This window comes from Streptomyces sp. NBC_01635 (assembly GCF_045209715.1).
Taxonomy (GTDB): Bacteria; Actinomycetota; Actinomycetes; order Streptomycetales; family Streptomycetaceae; genus Streptomyces; species Streptomyces hirsutus.
Genome location: NZ_CP109277.1, coordinates 3,612,452 through 3,626,496 on the forward strand (window position 1 = coordinate 3,612,452; position 14,045 = coordinate 3,626,496).

At 71.3% G+C, this 14,045-nt stretch carries 13 protein-coding genes; 2 read left to right on the top strand and 11 right to left on the bottom strand.

Features of this window, described 5'->3' with window-relative positions; translation table 11 throughout:
* Positions 1-232: 232 nt before the first annotated feature.
* The 9 genes from OHB56_RS16890 to OHB56_RS16930 form a co-directional block, all read right to left on the bottom strand.
* Complete coding sequence (locus tag OHB56_RS16890; protein ID WP_042173245.1) at positions 233-514, bottom strand: HU family DNA-binding protein; 282 nt, start codon at positions 512-514, stop codon at positions 233-235.
* Positions 515-962: 448 nt separating this feature from the next.
* Positions 963-2,381 carry an NAD-dependent malic enzyme gene (locus OHB56_RS16895; RefSeq protein WP_326753012.1) on the bottom strand — a complete coding sequence of 473 codons (1,419 nt, stop codon included), beginning with the start codon at positions 2,379-2,381 and terminating at the stop codon, positions 963-965.
* A gap of 418 nt (positions 2,382-2,799) precedes the next feature.
* Positions 2,800-5,175, bottom strand: coding sequence for a HelD family protein (locus tag OHB56_RS16900; RefSeq protein ID WP_406354189.1), 2,376 nt, complete (start codon positions 5,173-5,175; stop codon positions 2,800-2,802).
* Positions 5,176-5,234: 59 nt separating this feature from the next.
* Positions 5,235-6,011: an anti-sigma factor family protein gene (locus OHB56_RS16905; RefSeq protein ID WP_406354191.1), complete on the bottom strand. Its 777-nt coding sequence runs from the start codon at positions 6,009-6,011 to the stop codon at positions 5,235-5,237.
* Positions 6,012-6,061: 50 nt separating this feature from the next.
* Positions 6,062-6,649, bottom strand: a complete 588-nt coding sequence (locus tag OHB56_RS16910; protein ID WP_326753015.1) for a sigma-70 family RNA polymerase sigma factor — start codon at positions 6,647-6,649, stop codon at positions 6,062-6,064.
* Between the two features lie 323 nt (positions 6,650-6,972).
* Positions 6,973-7,569 carry a CGNR zinc finger domain-containing protein gene (locus tag OHB56_RS16915; RefSeq protein ID WP_406354193.1) on the bottom strand — a complete coding sequence of 199 codons (597 nt, stop codon included), beginning with the start codon at positions 7,567-7,569 and terminating at the stop codon, positions 6,973-6,975.
* A 169-nt stretch (positions 7,570-7,738) separates the two neighbouring features.
* On the bottom strand, positions 7,739-8,929 hold the full coding sequence (locus tag OHB56_RS16920) for a uroporphyrinogen-III synthase (protein WP_381029494.1): 1,191 nt from the start codon (positions 8,927-8,929) through the stop codon (positions 7,739-7,741).
* Between the two features lie 144 nt (positions 8,930-9,073).
* Entirely contained in the window at positions 9,074-10,429 is a 1,356-nt protein-coding gene (locus OHB56_RS16925) for a nitrate/nitrite transporter (protein WP_406354195.1), read from the bottom strand.
* Positions 10,430-10,596: 167 nt separating this feature from the next.
* Entirely contained in the window at positions 10,597-11,055 is a 459-nt protein-coding gene (locus tag OHB56_RS16930) for an ATP-binding protein (RefSeq protein WP_355893868.1), read from the bottom strand.
* Positions 11,056-11,273: 218 nt separating this feature from the next.
* Between OHB56_RS16930 and OHB56_RS16935 the strand changes: the two genes are divergently transcribed.
* The gene (locus OHB56_RS16935; protein ID WP_406354197.1) at positions 11,274-12,125 is read left to right on the top strand and encodes a helix-turn-helix domain-containing protein; all 852 of its coding nucleotides are present in this window, start codon (positions 11,274-11,276) and stop codon (positions 12,123-12,125) included.
* A gap of 11 nt (positions 12,126-12,136) precedes the next feature.
* Positions 12,137-12,310, top strand: coding sequence for a DUF397 domain-containing protein (locus OHB56_RS16940; protein WP_063793437.1), 174 nt, complete (start codon positions 12,137-12,139; stop codon positions 12,308-12,310).
* A 5-nt stretch (positions 12,311-12,315) separates the two neighbouring features.
* Here OHB56_RS16940 and OHB56_RS16945 read toward each other — a convergent pair whose 3' ends face one another.
* Both OHB56_RS16945 and OHB56_RS16950 read right to left on the bottom strand, forming a co-directional pair.
* Positions 12,316-12,480, bottom strand: a complete 165-nt coding sequence (locus OHB56_RS16945; RefSeq protein ID WP_406354200.1) for a hypothetical protein — start codon at positions 12,478-12,480, stop codon at positions 12,316-12,318.
* Positions 12,481-12,793: 313 nt separating this feature from the next.
* Positions 12,794-13,975 (bottom strand): amidase domain-containing protein, encoded by a 1,182-nt coding sequence (locus OHB56_RS16950; protein WP_406354202.1) that lies wholly within the window; start codon positions 13,973-13,975, stop codon positions 12,794-12,796.
* Positions 13,976-14,045: the final 70 nt, after the last annotated feature.

Consider the following 14,045-nt stretch of genomic DNA (forward strand, 5'->3'; position numbering starts at 1 on the left):
CGACGGGCCCCCGGCCGGGGGCCCGGGCGTCGCCCTTGGCAGACACGGCGTGGACAAGCCGGTGGAGCCGGGGGCGAAGGCCGGGTTTCCCGGCAGGGCGCTGGGCCGGGTCACCGGGGCGGCTCCCGTCCGGCTGGTTTCGGTCTCGCCAAAGGGGCGGCCACCGATCGGTGGCCGCCCCTTTGGCGTCACTATGCGTCGTACGCCGTCCCGGGACGTACGAACGGCAGGATTACTTGCCCTTGGCGGCTTCCTTGAGCTTCGAGCCCGCGGAGACCTTCACGCTGTAGCCGGCCGGGATCTGGATCGGCTCGCCGGTCTGCGGGTTGCGCGCGGTGCGAGCGGCACGGTGGGTGCGCTCGAAGGTCAGGAAACCGGGGATGGTGACCTTCTCGTCGCCCTTGGAGACGATGTCGCCGACGATGTCGGCGAACGCGGCCAGCACGGCGTCGGCGTCCTTGCGGGTCACCTCGGCGCGGTCGGCCAGCGCGGCCACCAGCTCACTGCGGTTCATGTTCTTACTCCCGTGTTCTTCTTGCCGTTGGGGCGTGCCACGCGGCGGGGCCGCACTTGGGGCACGACCAAGCCGATGCTGCCAGGGTCCTCGGTGAGTGCCCCGGACCCGGGTACTTACTCGGGCCCGCACGCACCTGGAGATGCTGCCCCCTGAACGTGGTCCCGGTGGAGCATCCTGCCTCTACCTGCGGCGGTAAAGCCAATCCGGCACCCGCAGAAGCCGCGATACCACCCGTGGAGTCACCCGTGGGAGTCATCCGGGAGACCCCCACGGCCCGACCGACGGTGACGCTGCGTCCGCTGTCGGCAGCGGACCGCGGACACCGGGGGTCCGAGCCACGGCCGCCACCCTAAAGGGCCGCCGCATGTCACGGGTTCCACGACGCGCCGACCGCACACCTACCGTGGTGATGGTCACAGCCGCGGCGGCCCTCCGGGACCTCCCGCTAGACGGCCGTGGCCTCCGTGCTCTTCGCGGCTTCCCGCACGGCGCCGGCGACCGCGCCCGCGACCTTGTCGTTGAACACGCTCGGAATGATGTAGTTCGGGTTCAGCTCGTCCTCGGTGACCACGTCGGCCAGGGCCTGCGCGGCGGCGAGCATCATCTCGGTGTTGACGGCACGGGACTGGGCGTCCAGCAGGCCGCGGAACACACCCGGGAACACCAGCACGTTGTTGATCTGGTTCGGGAAGTCGGAGCGGCCGGTGGCCACCACGGCCGCGGTCTGGCGGGCGACGCCCGGGTCCACCTCGGGGTCGGGGTTCGCGAGCGCGAAGACGATCGCGCCGTCGGCCATCGCGGCGATGTCGTCGCCGTCGAGGACGTTCGGGGCGGACACGCCGATGAAGACGTCCGCGCCACGCACGGCCTCCTTCAGCGTGCCGGTCAGGTTCTCCGGGTTGGTGTGGTCGCCGATCCAGCACAGCGGGGAGTCGGCGGGGGCGTCCACCAGATCCGCGCGGCCCGCGTGCACCACTCCGTGGATGTCGGCCACGACGGCGTTCTTCACCCCGGCCGCGAGGAGCAGCTTGAGGATGGCCGTGCCGGCCGCGCCGGCGCCGGACATGACGACCCTGATGTTCTCGATCGCCTTGCCGGTGACCCGCAGCGCGTTGGTCAGGGCCGCGAGGACGACGATCGCGGTGCCGTGCTGGTCGTCGTGGAAGACGGGGATGTCGAGGGCCTCGCGCAGCCGGGCCTCGATCTCGAAGCAGCGCGGCGCGGAGATGTCCTCCAGGTTGATGCCGGCGAAGCCCGGGGCGATCGCCTTGACGACCTCGACGATCGTGTCGGTGTCCTGCGTGTCGAGGCAGAGCGGCCAGGCGTCGATGCCGGCGAACCGCTTGAACAGGGCCGCCTTGCCCTCCATCACGGGCAGGGCCGCCTTCGGACCGATGTTCCCCAGGCCCAGCACGGCGGAGCCGTCCGTCACGACCGCAACGGAGTTGCGCTTGATGGTGAGGCGGCGGGCGTCCTCGGGGTTCTCGGCGATGGCCATGCAGACGCGGGCCACGCCCGGCGTGTAGATCATGGAGAGGTCGTCACGGTTGCGGATGGGGTGCTTGGACGCCATCTCGATCTTGCCGCCGAGGTGCATCAGGAACGTACGGTCCGAGACCTTGCCCAGGCTGACGCCCTCGACCCCGCGGAGCTTCTCCACGATCTCTTCGGCGTGGCCGGTGGAGGTGGCCGCGATGGTGACGTCGATACGGAGCTTCTCGTGGCCGGACGCGGTGACGTCGAGACCGGTGACCGTGCCGCCGGAGGACTCCACGGCGGTGGTGAGCTGAGAGACGGAGGCGCCGCTCGCCGGTACCTCCAGCCGGATGGTCATCGAGTAGGAGACGCTGGGCGCCGTTGCCATGGCCGACTTCCTCTGCTTTCACCGTGTAGCTGCTTTGTGCCGTCCGATCGTCGCACCTACCGCCGAGTACGCGGTAGCCGCATCCGATTGCGAACGTTTTGGTCATGGCGGAAGCGGGTGACTGCGAAAACTGCCGGAAAGACTGTTCCACCATACGAGAAGTCGGGGGCCGTTCGTAAGTCAACGCGAGAGGCCCACGCCACCCGGAAGTGACGTGGGCCTCTCGGTTGTTCAGTGACACCGACCCGCCATGCTCGCCTCGCGGCAAGTGGTCGCTCGTAGCGACGAAGGTTGGGCCCGGGGGCTTGGATCGGGCCGGTGTCACTTGCCAGGCTAACAAACGGATGCCGTAGGACCATTCCCGCGGGCGGGTCATGTGCCGAGGGACGCCCACGGATACCGGCCGACCGGCGGATCGTCAGTCCCGCAGCAGGTCCGGGACGCCGGACGCGTCCGGCTCGTCGCGTTCGGTGGAGACGACGGTGAGCTGCTGGGTGGCGCGGGTCAGGGCGACGTACAGGACGCGCAGGCCGGCCGGGGACTCGTCGGCGATCTCGGCCGGGGAGACCACGATCGTCGCGTCGTACTCCAGGCCCTTCGCCTCCAGGCTGCCGAGGGCCACCGCCCTCCCCCAGTCCAGGCTCCGCTCGCCCGGGGGGACCTCCGTGCCGAGCCCGTCCAGCCAGCGCCGCGCCTCCTCGCGGCGCTGCATGGCGACGACCACACCGACCGTGCCGTCCACCCGCTCCAGCAGCCGGGCCGTCTCCGCGCGCACGGTCTCGGCGAGCGACGCGCCCGCACCGGCGCCGTTCCCCTGCACCTGCACCTGCCCCCTGCCCGTCGTCACGAAGCGCGGTTCGACGCCGGTGGAGCGCACCGCCCTCGGCGACACCGAGCCCGGCATGGCGAGCGCGAGCACCCTGGCGGCGAGTTCGGCGATCTCGGCCGGGTTGCGGTAGTTCACGGTGAGCTCGAAGCGGCGGCGGGGCCTGCTGCCGAGGGCCTCGTCGCGGGCCTGGGCGGCCTCGTCGGGATCGGACCAGGACGACTGGGCGGGGTCGCCGACGACCGTCCAGGTGGCGTGCCGGCCGCGCCGGCCGACCATGCGCCACTGCATGGGGGTGAGGTCCTGGGCCTCGTCGACGATGACATGGGCGTACTCGGTGCGTTCCTGGGCGAGGCGTTCGGCCCGCTCGCGCTGCGACTCCTCACGCACCGGCATCAGCTCCTCCAGGCCGGTGAGCTGGTCCAGCGGGTCGAGTTCCCGCCTGCGCCGGGGGCGGGCGGGGGCGCCGAGGACGGCCTGGAGTTCGTCGAGCAGCGCGATGTCGTGCACCGACCGGCCGTCCCGCCGCAGCGAGCGGGCGACCTTACGGACCTCGCCCGGGTTGAGGACGCGCCGGGCCCAGCGGCCGAGGCGCCGCTCGTCGGCCATGGCGCCCAGCACGGCGGCCGGGGTCAGCTCGGGCCACCAGGCGTCGAAGAAGGCGAGGAAGTCGTCCTCGGTGGTGATGTCGTCGTCGAAGGAGGAGCGCAGTTCGGCGGCCAGCTCCGGGTCGGTGTGCCGGCCGCCCGCGCCGGAGCGCTTCCACAGGGCGTCCAGGAGCAGCTTGCGGGCGCGGGGGCGCAGCAGGTTCACCGGGGCGGTGCCGCCGAGGGCGGCGTGGCGGACGGCCGCCAGTTCGTCGGCGTCCAGTTCGAGCCGCCGGCCGAAGGCGACGACGCGCAGCCGGGTCGGCGTGGCGGCGCTCTCCAGGGCGCCGCGCGCAGCCTTCCGGATCACCCCGAGCATGCGGGACGAGCCCTTGGCGCGGGCCACCGCCGGGGCGTCGTACAGGGTGGCCTCGGCGCCGTCGACCAGGGAGCCGATGGCGCGGATGGCGACCTGGCCCTCCTCGCCGAGGGAGGGCAGGACGCCCTCGGTGTAGGCGACCAGGAGCGGGGTGGGCGAGACGATCAGGATGCCGCCCGCGTACCGGCGCCGGTCCTGGTAGAGCAGGTAGGCGGCGCGGTGCAGGGCGACGGCGGTCTTGCCGGTGCCGGGGCCGCCCTCGACATAGGTCACGGAGGCGGCGGGGGCGCGGATCACCAGGTCCTGCTCGGCCTGGATGGAGGCGACGATGTCCCGCATGCTGTGCGTCCGGGCCTGGCCGAGCGCGGCCATCAGCGCGCCGTCGCCGATGACGGGCAGCTCGCGGCCGTCCAGGGAGGCCGTCAGCTCGGGGCGCATCAGGTCGTCCTCGACGCCGAGGACCCTGCGGCCCTTGGAGCGGATGACCCGCCGGCGCACCACCCGGCCCGGGTCGACCGGGGTGGACCGGTAGAACGGGGCGGCGGCGGGCGCCCGCCAGTCGATGACCAGCGGGGTGTAGTTCTCGTCGAGGACGCCGATCCGGCCGATGTGCAGCGTCTCGGCGATGTCGGCGGTGTGGTCGGGGCGGACGGCGCCCTCGGCGGGCTCGACGGCGGTGTAGGCGCCGTCGGGTCCCTTCTTGCCGTCCTTGCCGAGGAGCAGATCGATCCGGCCGAAGAGGAAGTCCTCGAACTCGTTGTTCAGCCGGTTGAGGTGGACGCCGGCCCGGAAGACCTGGGCGTCCCGTTCGGCGAGCGCGCCGGGCGTGCCGACCTGGCCGCGCCGGGCGGCGTCGTGCATGAGGAACTCGGCCTCGTGGATTTTTTCCTCGAGCCGTCGGTACACCCGGTCGAGGTGTTCCTGTTCGCCGCTGATCTCCCGGTCGCGAACGGAATCGTGAACCGGATCGACCGCGGTTTCCTGCTGAGCCTGAGCGGCCACCGGGCCCCCTTCTGACGTGCTGGGCAGCCGTCAACCGTACGCGAAGGGGGCCCGTCCTGCTACGCGTCGACCTCGACGAGCTTCTCGCCGTCGAACGTCACGAACTCGTAGCTGTCGATCTCGTCGGGATCGAACGAGACGCCGCCCTGGACGTGGAGCGGCAGTTTGGCCTTGTCCGTCGTGGCGTCCGGCAGGCCGTAGCCCCACTCCGGGATGCTCCAGGAGGTCGCGGTCTCCCGCTCGCCGTTCTTGCCGACGACGATCATGGCGCACTTCTGGGAGCCCTTGACGTTGGTGATCTGCGCGACGAGACCGGTGCCCCAGTCCTTCTTCTGGGACGCCACGGTCACGGAGACCTTGGTGTCCGGGTCGGTGGCCGTGAGCTTGTCGGGGATCTGGTCGAAGAGGTCCTTCGCGGGGTCCGCGGACAGGGTCCGGTTGGTGCCGACGCCCCCGCTGCCGCTGTCTCCCCCGCCGTTCGCCGCGACGGCGACGAAGGGGCCGCTGACGATCAGGGCGCCCGCGGCGGCGACCATGTAGAAGTTGCGGCGGCGCTTCTTGGCGCGGCGCTCGGCGACCTCGTCGACCAGCTTCTCCACCACGCGTGGCGCCGGCTTGGCCGACAGCGACTCGCCGAGCGACGGTGTGCCGGTGCCGGGCAGGTCCGCGAGGGCGGCCAGCATCGGTTCCATACCGGCGAGTTCGTCGAGCTGCTGGGCGCACCACTCGCAGCCGGCGAGGTGCGACTCGAACGCGGTGGCCTCGGCATCGTCGAGGATGCCGAGGGCGTAGGCACCGACGGTCTCGTGCTCGTTCGGCGCCGGTGATTCCTGCATGGCACCAGACATACCCGTACCGCCCGCTCCGAATCCCCCGTACACGCTCATCACGCCGTCACCCCCCGCTCCTCCAGTGCCAGCTTCATCGAACGCAGGGCGTAGAACACCCTGGAGCGCACCGTGCCGCTGGGTATCCCGAGGGTCTCGGCCGCCTCGTTCACGGTACGTCCCTTGAAATACGTCTCGACGAGGACCTCCCGGTGGGCAGGGGTCAGGTCGTCGAGTGCGTCCGACAGCGTCATCAGCCACAGCGCCTTGTCGATCTCGTCCTCCGCGGGGATGACCTCCAGCGGCGACGGATCGACCTCCTGCGGCCGGGCCTGCCGGCTGCGGTGGCCGTCGATGACGATGCGCCGGGCGACCGTCACCAGCCAGGGGCGTACCGATCCGGTCGCCCGATTGAGCTGACCGGCGTTCTTCCAGGCACGGATGAGCGTCTCCTGCACGACGTCCTCGGCTCGCTGCCGGTCACCGGCGACCAGTCGAAGGACGTAGGCGAGCAAAGGCCCGGCGTGCTCTCGATACAGCGCACGCATCAACTCCTCGTCGGGTTCGTTCGACGAGGACGGGGACATGCGATGTCGGGCCCTCGCTCCGTGTTCATTGGCCACGGCCGCATCCTTGCGCACGCCCACCTCCGGTGTCCCGGGGATCCCCCCGTCGGTCGCTCGACATCGGGTACGGACGTGGCGCTTGGGGTGTTCAAGGCGAGGTGGCAGTTTCTTGAAGGGCGGGACGAAGACCGGGACATGGGAGCACATTCCCCCCGCTTCTCCTTCACATTTCCACCACGGGCCGGCGGCGAGCCGGGTTGCCCATGCCGACCGCAAGGCAAACCGGGCGTGAGCGAAGTCACTTGAGCACTTGGGGGGCGGCGAGCGGCAGGAAACGGCAGAAGGGGTGACGCAAGCCGCATACGGGACAGTGGAGTTGAGGGTGCCCGTGAGGTGAGGCCGGATCAGGCGCGGGTGAGGGCGGCGGCCCTGCGGCGGTGGCGTGCCACGCGCTCGCGGTTTCCGCAGACCTCGCTGGAGCACCAGCGCCTGCGGCGGCCCCGCGAGGTGTCCAGGTACACGATCGGGCAGTTGTCGCCCTCGCACTGCCGCAGGCACGCGCGCGCGAGCGGGTCGGTGAGCAGGTCCACGGCGTCCCGGGCGATCGCCGCGAGCAGCGCGGCGCGGCCGGGCGGCTCCTCCAGTCGCCGCACCAGTGCCCCGTCGTCCCCCGGGACCGCTCGCGGCGCCGGGGGCGCGGCGCGGGCGATCTCGTTGACGCGGGTGAGCGCGAGGTCGTACGCGGCGCCGCCGGGCGCCGGCCGGCCGTGCACCAGACGGGCGAGGTGGCCGCGCAGTTCGCGGAAGGCGACCGGCCAGGCGCCGTCGGCGTGGGTCAGCGGGGTGCCGGCCGGAACGAGTCCGGAGCCGGTGATCCAGGCGCTCAGCACGTCGACGGAGCCGAGCCGTTCCTCGGGATGCGCGGTCGCGAGGAGATCCAGACAGATCCGCCCGGTGTCGAACCGCAGCTCGTGGGGCGCCGTGACCGTACCCAGTGCCATGTGCCTGTCACCGCCTAGGGTTCACTCCGGTCGCGTGGGGCCGGGGCGATGCGAGTGAGGAATCTGTTCCGGAATCCGCTCTCCCTACAGTGCCCCTCCGCTCCCCCGCCCGGAACCCCCCGACCGGGAACCCACGGGCCCGGAGCCTCTGCCCCCGGGCCGGCTGCGCTCAGGCGTCGTCCCCGTACTTCGCGTCCGCCTGCGGGTCCAGGGCCAGGCGGTAGCCGCGCTTGACGACCGTCTGGATCAGCCTGGGCGCGCCGAGGGCGGCGCGCAGGCGGGCCATCGCGGTCTCCACCGCGTGTTCGTCGCGGCCGGTGCCCGGCAGCGCGCGCAGCAGGTCCGCGCGGGCGACGACCCAGCCGGGGCGGCGGGCCAGCGCCCGCAGCAGCGACATGCCCGCGGGCGGTACGGGGCGCAGCTCGCCGTCCACCACGACGGCGTGCCCGCGGATCTCCACCCGGTGCCCGGCGACCGGCAGCGAGCGGGCCCGGCCCGGCAGTTCCCGGCAGAGCAGCTGGACGAGGGGGCCGAGCCGGAAGCGCTCCGGCTGGACGGTGTCGACGCCCCGGGCCTGCAACGGCAGCGCGGTGACCGGGCCGACACAGGCGGGCAGGACGTCGTGGCCCAGGGCGGCGAGGACCTCGTCGAGCATCCCGCGCTGTTCGGCCCGGGACAGCAGGGACGCGGCGGCGGGCGCGCTGGTGAAGGTGACCGCGTCCAGGGTCCGGGCGACGACGGCGTCCAGCAGCCGGTCGACGGGGGTGATGTCCTCCGGCGGCATCCACCGGTAGACGGGCACCCCCACCACGTCCGCTCCCGCGGCCCGCAGCGACTCCACGAACCCGGGCAGCGGTTCGCCGTGCAGCTGGAGGGCGATCCGCAGCCCGTCGACGCCCTCCTCCAGGAGCCGGTCGAGGACCTCGGCCATCGATTCCGACGACGGCGACCACTCCTCCGTCAGCCCGGCCGCCCGGATCGCGCCCTTCACCTTCGGTCCGCGCGCCAGGATCCGCGCCCCGCTCAGCTTCGCCAGCAGCTCCTCGCCCAGTCCCCAGCCGTCGGCGGCCTCGACCCAGCCGCGGAAGCCGATCGCCGTCGTGGCGACGGCGATGTCCGGGACCCGCTCGATGATCTCCTTGGTCGCGGCCAGCAGTTCGCTGTCGTCGGCGAGCGGCACGATCCGCAGGGCCGGGGCATGCAGCACGGCGGCGCCCCGCCGCTGGAGCAGCGCGCCCAGCTCGTCGGCCCGGCGCGCGGCGGTCACGCCCACGGTGAAGCCCGCGAGCGGCCCGTGGGCGGGGGTCTGCTCCGTGGGCGGCTCCGTGGACCGGTCGGGTTTCTGCTGTTCGTCGTGCATGGTTCTCGTCCCGCTCTCGTCCCGCACTCGAGTCGGTGTGCTGCGTTCCGGTGTGCTGCGTGAGGCACGGCTCGTCCTCATGCCGACCGAGCCTGCCAACGCTCCGTGACAGGCTCGGTTCGGCTTCATGTCACCAGTGTTACGTCACACCTCGGCATAGTTGAGCCGGGGCTTCTCCTCCGCGACGGCCGTCGGGGCGGCCGGCCGCGCCGGGCGGCGAAGGTACACGGCCCGGGTGACCGCCAGGCAGACCGCGTAGAAGGCCAGGAAGGCGACGAACGCGCCGGTGCCGGAGCCGTAGGAGAGGAAGGACTGACGGAAGGCCAGGTTGATGCCGACGCCGCCGAGCGCGCCCACCGCGCCGATCAGCCCCATGGAGGCCCCGGACAGCCGGCGCCCGTAGGCAGCCGCCTCCTCCCCGCTCAGCCCCTGGGCCAGCGCCTTGGCCTGGAAGATGCCCGGGATCATCTTGTACGTCGAGCCGTTGCCCAGGCCGGTGAGCACGAACAGCACCACGAAGGCGACGGTGAAGAGCGCCGGCGACTTCTGCGTGGAGGCGACGACCAGCACCCCGGTCGCCGCGCCCATGCCGACGAAGTTCCACAGCGTGATCCGCGAGCCGCCGTACCGGTCGGCGAGCCGTCCGCCCACCGGGCGGATCAGGGAGCCGAGCAGCGGGCCGACGAAGGTGACGTACGCGGCTTCGAGCGGTGTGCGGTCGAACTGGTTCTGCAGCACCTGCCCGAAGGCGAAGCTGTAGCCGATGAACGAGCCGAAGGTGCCGACGTAGAGGAAGGACATGATCCAGGTGTGCGGATCGCGCGCGGCGTCCTTGGCGGCGCCGGTGTCGTTGCTCGCGGTGGCGAGGTTGTCCATGTACCGCGCGGCGAGCACGGCGGCCACGACGATCAGCGGGATGTAGAGGCCGAGCAGTACCCGGGGCCCGCCGCCCGCCCCGATGACCGCGAGGGCGGCGAGCTGGATCACCGGGACGCCGATGTTGCCGCCGCCGGCGTTCAGACCGAGCGCCCAGCCCTTCTTCCGCAGCGGGAAGAAGGCGTTGATGTTGGTCATGGAGGAGGCGAAGTTGCCGCCGCCGATGCCCGCCAGCAGGCCGACCAGCAGAAACGTGGAGAAGGACGTCCCCGGTTCCATCACGGCGAACGCGGCGACCGTAGGGACGAGCAGCAGGGCGGCGGAGACGACCGTCCAGTTCCGCCCGCCGAACACCGCGACGGCGAAGGTGTACGGCACCCGGACCACGGCGCCGACCAGCGTCACCAACGACGTCAGCAGGAACTTGTCGGCCGGGCCCAGCCCGTACTCCGGGCCCATGAAGAGCACCAGCACCGACCACATCGTCCACACCGAGAACCCGATGTGCTCGGACAGCACGGAGAAGAGGAGGTTCCGCCGGGCGACCGGCTCCCCGGTCCGCTTCCAGAAGTCCTCGTCCTCGGGGTCCCAGTGCTGGATCCAGCGACCGCCAGGGGCTGTCATGACGCCTCCACTGTTCTCCGGGGCGCGGCGGACGGATGCCGCGAGGGACTGACCCCGAAGGTAGGAGGACAGCGTTTCCGCCCTGTGGCAGCGGATGACCACCGGGGAACATTGCTCTCACTCCCGGCGGGTGCGGGGCGAGAGGCGCCGGACGTACCGGTCGGGTGTCACCCCGCGCCCCGCCGCCCGCCCACCTCGAACCACAGCAGCTTCCCCGCACTTCGCCCCAGCACGCCGTCCCCGAGCGCCCACCCGCCCCAGCTGTCCGCGTACTCCGTCACGAGGCGCAGCCCTCGCCCGGATTCGGCACCGGCCGGGGCGAGCGCGCCCCGGTCCCCGGGAGGCCCGTCGAACGGCGCGGGGATGTGCGGGTGGCTGTCCCACACCCCGACCCGCAGCCGGCCGTCGCTCAGGCAGGTGAGCCGCAACGACGCGGGGCCCTTGGTGTGCCGGTAGGCGTTGGTGACCAGCTCGGACGTCAACAGCTCCACCGCCTCGACGGCATCCTGCTTCCCGTGTCCACTGAGCACGGCCCGCACCGTCATGCGTGCGACGCGTACGGCACGAGGGTCATGGGGCAAGCGAAGGGCGTACGCCCAGGGGTGGGGCGGGGCTACGGTGACCATGAACGGCTCCACGGGAAAAGGTGACTTGAGCTCGCTCAACGGCGACGCCGGCGGTGGCAGTGCCGCGGTTACGGTGCGCTTCCGGAGCGGGCGGTCGAGCGTTACGTGACCACCGTAGAGCGGATGGTTAGATGGATCCTACGAAAACAAATGGATCCATCCACGTTTCACTCGTGTGAGGGAGAGAGGTGCCGCATTGCGGCCAGGAAGGAAACGCCGTGCCGCCCACCAACAATCCGACGCTGCGGCAACGGCGGTTGGGCGCTGAGCTGCGCAAGCTTCGCGAGCGGGCCGGCCTCACCGCCACCGGTGCCGGCGAGTTGCTCGGCGTCAACCAGGCGCGCGTCAGCATGATCGAAACGGGCCGCACACCTGTCAGCGCCGACCGGATCCATTCCATGGCACGCACATACGCCTGCTCCGACATCGCGCTCGTCGACGCCCTGGCCGCGATGACCGGGCGGCGATCACGGGGCTGGTGGGAGGAGTACCGCGAGAACCTGCCCGTAGGCCTCATCGATCTCGCCGAACTGGAGCATCATGCGGCAGCCCTGCGCGTGGCACTGGTGGTTCACATCCCCGCCCTCCTGCAGACCACCGACCATGCCCGCGCCCTCTTCCGCGAGGCGGTGCCACCACTGCGGCAGCACGAAATCGAGCACCGCGTGTCCCATCGCATCAAGCGCCAAGCCATTCTCCACCGCGAGGATCCGCCTCCTTACACGGCAGTGATCCACGAGTCCGCTCTTCACATGGGGTACGGCGGCCCCGCAATCGTCCGCGCCCAGCTCCAGCATCTGCTGGACATGAGCGAACTCGACCACGTCACCGTTCGGATCATCCCGTTCGGCAAGGGGTCCTTCCCGGGGACGGGACAGTCGATCGACTACCTGCTGGGTCTTGTCCCACAGCTCGACACTGTGCAGCTGGACACCCACCACGGGTGCGAATTCCTCGACGCGGAAGCCCAATTGGACAAGTACCGTTCAGTGCTGGACCGCATGGAGTCGAACGCCCTCGAACCTGCCGAGTCCCGCGACCTGATCCGCCGCATCGCCCGAGACAGCTGAGAGAGCCTCACATGACCGATGACCAATGGCGTAAATCCACATACAGCCCCGACGCCTCCAACTGCGTCGAGATAGCCGCCGCCCCGGCCACCGTCCTCGTACGCGACTCGAAGGACATGGCCGGCCCGCGCCTCGCCCTCTCCCCCGCCTCCTGGACCGCCTTCCTCACGCACGTCGCGAAGTGACCCTCTCACCTGCCGCCGGTGATCCGTACGGCGGCTCCGCAGGCCGTGAGCGCCAGCCCCGCCAGCAGGACGGGAAGGCCAGGGCCCGGAAGGACGTACATGAGGGCTCCGGCCATGGTGGCCACGGCTCCGACGGACATCAGCACGACGCCGAGGGAGGAATGGTTCACGGGGGTCTCCTGACCGGTGCGGCGGTCCGCCGCACCAAAAGCGTGAGCACTTCGGCCACTACTGTCCTGATACCGCTCATGTGAGCGCTTGCGTGACACATGCCCGCCGACTGCTCACGGCTTTCGGCACGGCACCCGTCTCCGGCCCCGCGGCGTCGGGATCGCGGAGATCCCTCTCACCAGCGGGCGGGACACCATCCGGCCCGGGGGCCGCCGGAACCCCTGTCCGGCGGCCCCCGGCCGTTTCGCACGGCCACGCCTCGCCCGTGCGCGGGTGAGGCGTGGCCGCCGCATCACGGCCGGAGCCGGGCGGTCAGGTGCGGTAGGCGTAGTACGACGCGTTCGGGTACGACGCGATGATGCTCGTCACCGACCTGCTGTAGGTGTTGGTGGAGTGGTACGTCAGATACGGCACGCCCTGGCTGCGGGACGTGACGATCATGGTGTGGTCCTTCGAACCGTTGTTGTCGAAGTCGATCTGGAGCACGTCGCCGACGTCCATCTGGTGGACGTTGGCGAGGCTGGTCGTCCGCTCCGAGTTCTGGGCGAACCAGGACCACTCGTTGACACCGACGAACGAGTGCGACTGGATGTCGGCGTTGCCGAACCACCGGGTGTAGTCGTACACGTAGCCGGGGACGTGCTTCCAGCCGCCCTCCTTCAGGGCCTGGCTGACGAAGTTGGTGCAGTCGCCGCCCGCGCCCGCCCCGTTGAAGTCCGGGTAGGCCGGGTTGTAGGCGGACCAGTGGCGCTTGGCGTAGTCGGCCATCGCCTTGTAGTCCAGCCCGCCGGCGGTGAGGTTCTTCGGGTTCGCCGGGCCGGGGTACGCGGTCGCGGCCTTGGGCGCCGCAGGCGTGGTGGTGGCCGACTTCACGGACACCGCGGCGGCGGCCGGCGGCGCGGTCGTCTCGTTCACGGCGAGGTTGTCCTCTTCGGCCGGGCTGATCCCGGTCAGCTGCCAGTCGCCCTGCCGGTCCGCGGTGAACGTCAGCTCGTGACGGGTCTGGAACCCCGTGGTGCCCGGCGCACCGCCGCGGGCCTTCGCGTAGGTGAGGGTCGTGGTCTCGGTGGCCACGGCCTTCGCCTTGCGGCCCTTCACGTTGGTGGCGCCCAGCGTGACGGTCGTGCTGCCCTTGCTGTACTTCTCGCCCAGCTTCGCGAGTGCGTTTCGACGCCGGTCCAGCTTCGACAGTGCGGCGTCCTCGCTGCGGGCCGTGCCGGAGGACAGCCGGACGTCTTGGGAGAAGCCGTCGGTCCGCGGCTTGTCCCGGTCGGTCTGGCCGCCGGCGACCAGTGCCTCCGTGCGGTCGGTGAAGACCGCGTCCGCGAGGCGCTGGAAGGTGGCCTTGGTCTTGGCGTCCACCGTCGGGTCGTCGGTGACCGCGGCGCCCGCGCTCCAGACGGGCAGCATCGCCGCTCCGGCGACGACGGAGACGGTGGCCGCCCCGAATATGGTGGCGCGGCGCCGCGTGCGGCTTATTCTTCTTGACTTCACTGATGTTCCCCTCTTGCCCCGGCGGGGGGATGCCGGGAGGCGCATCCTCGCATGAGGTGTGTGACAACTG

Excerpts from the sequence above, each read along its gene's own strand:
- OHB56_RS16890 (WP_042173245.1), bottom strand. The coding sequence starts at position 514 with ATGAACCGCAGTGAGCTGGTGGCCGCGCTGGCCGACCGCGCCGAGGTG.
- OHB56_RS16895 (WP_326753012.1), bottom strand. The coding sequence starts at position 2,381 with ATGGCAACGGCGCCCAGCGTCTCCTACTCGATGACCATCCGGCTGGAG.
- OHB56_RS16905 (WP_406354191.1), bottom strand. The coding sequence starts at position 6,011 with ATGCAGGAATCACCGGCGCCGAACGAGCACGAGACCGTCGGTGCCTAC.
- OHB56_RS16915 (WP_406354193.1), bottom strand. The coding sequence starts at position 7,569 with ATGGCACTGGGTACGGTCACGGCGCCCCACGAGCTGCGGTTCGACACC.
- OHB56_RS16920 (WP_381029494.1), bottom strand. The coding sequence starts at position 8,929 with ATGCACGACGAACAGCAGAAACCCGACCGGTCCACGGAGCCGCCCACG.
- OHB56_RS16925 (WP_406354195.1), bottom strand. The coding sequence starts at position 10,429 with ATGACAGCCCCTGGCGGTCGCTGGATCCAGCACTGGGACCCCGAGGAC.
- OHB56_RS16930 (WP_355893868.1), bottom strand. The coding sequence starts at position 11,055 with ATGGTCACCGTAGCCCCGCCCCACCCCTGGGCGTACGCCCTTCGCTTG.
- OHB56_RS16940 (WP_063793437.1), top strand. The coding sequence starts at position 12,137 with ATGACCGATGACCAATGGCGTAAATCCACATACAGCCCCGACGCCTCC.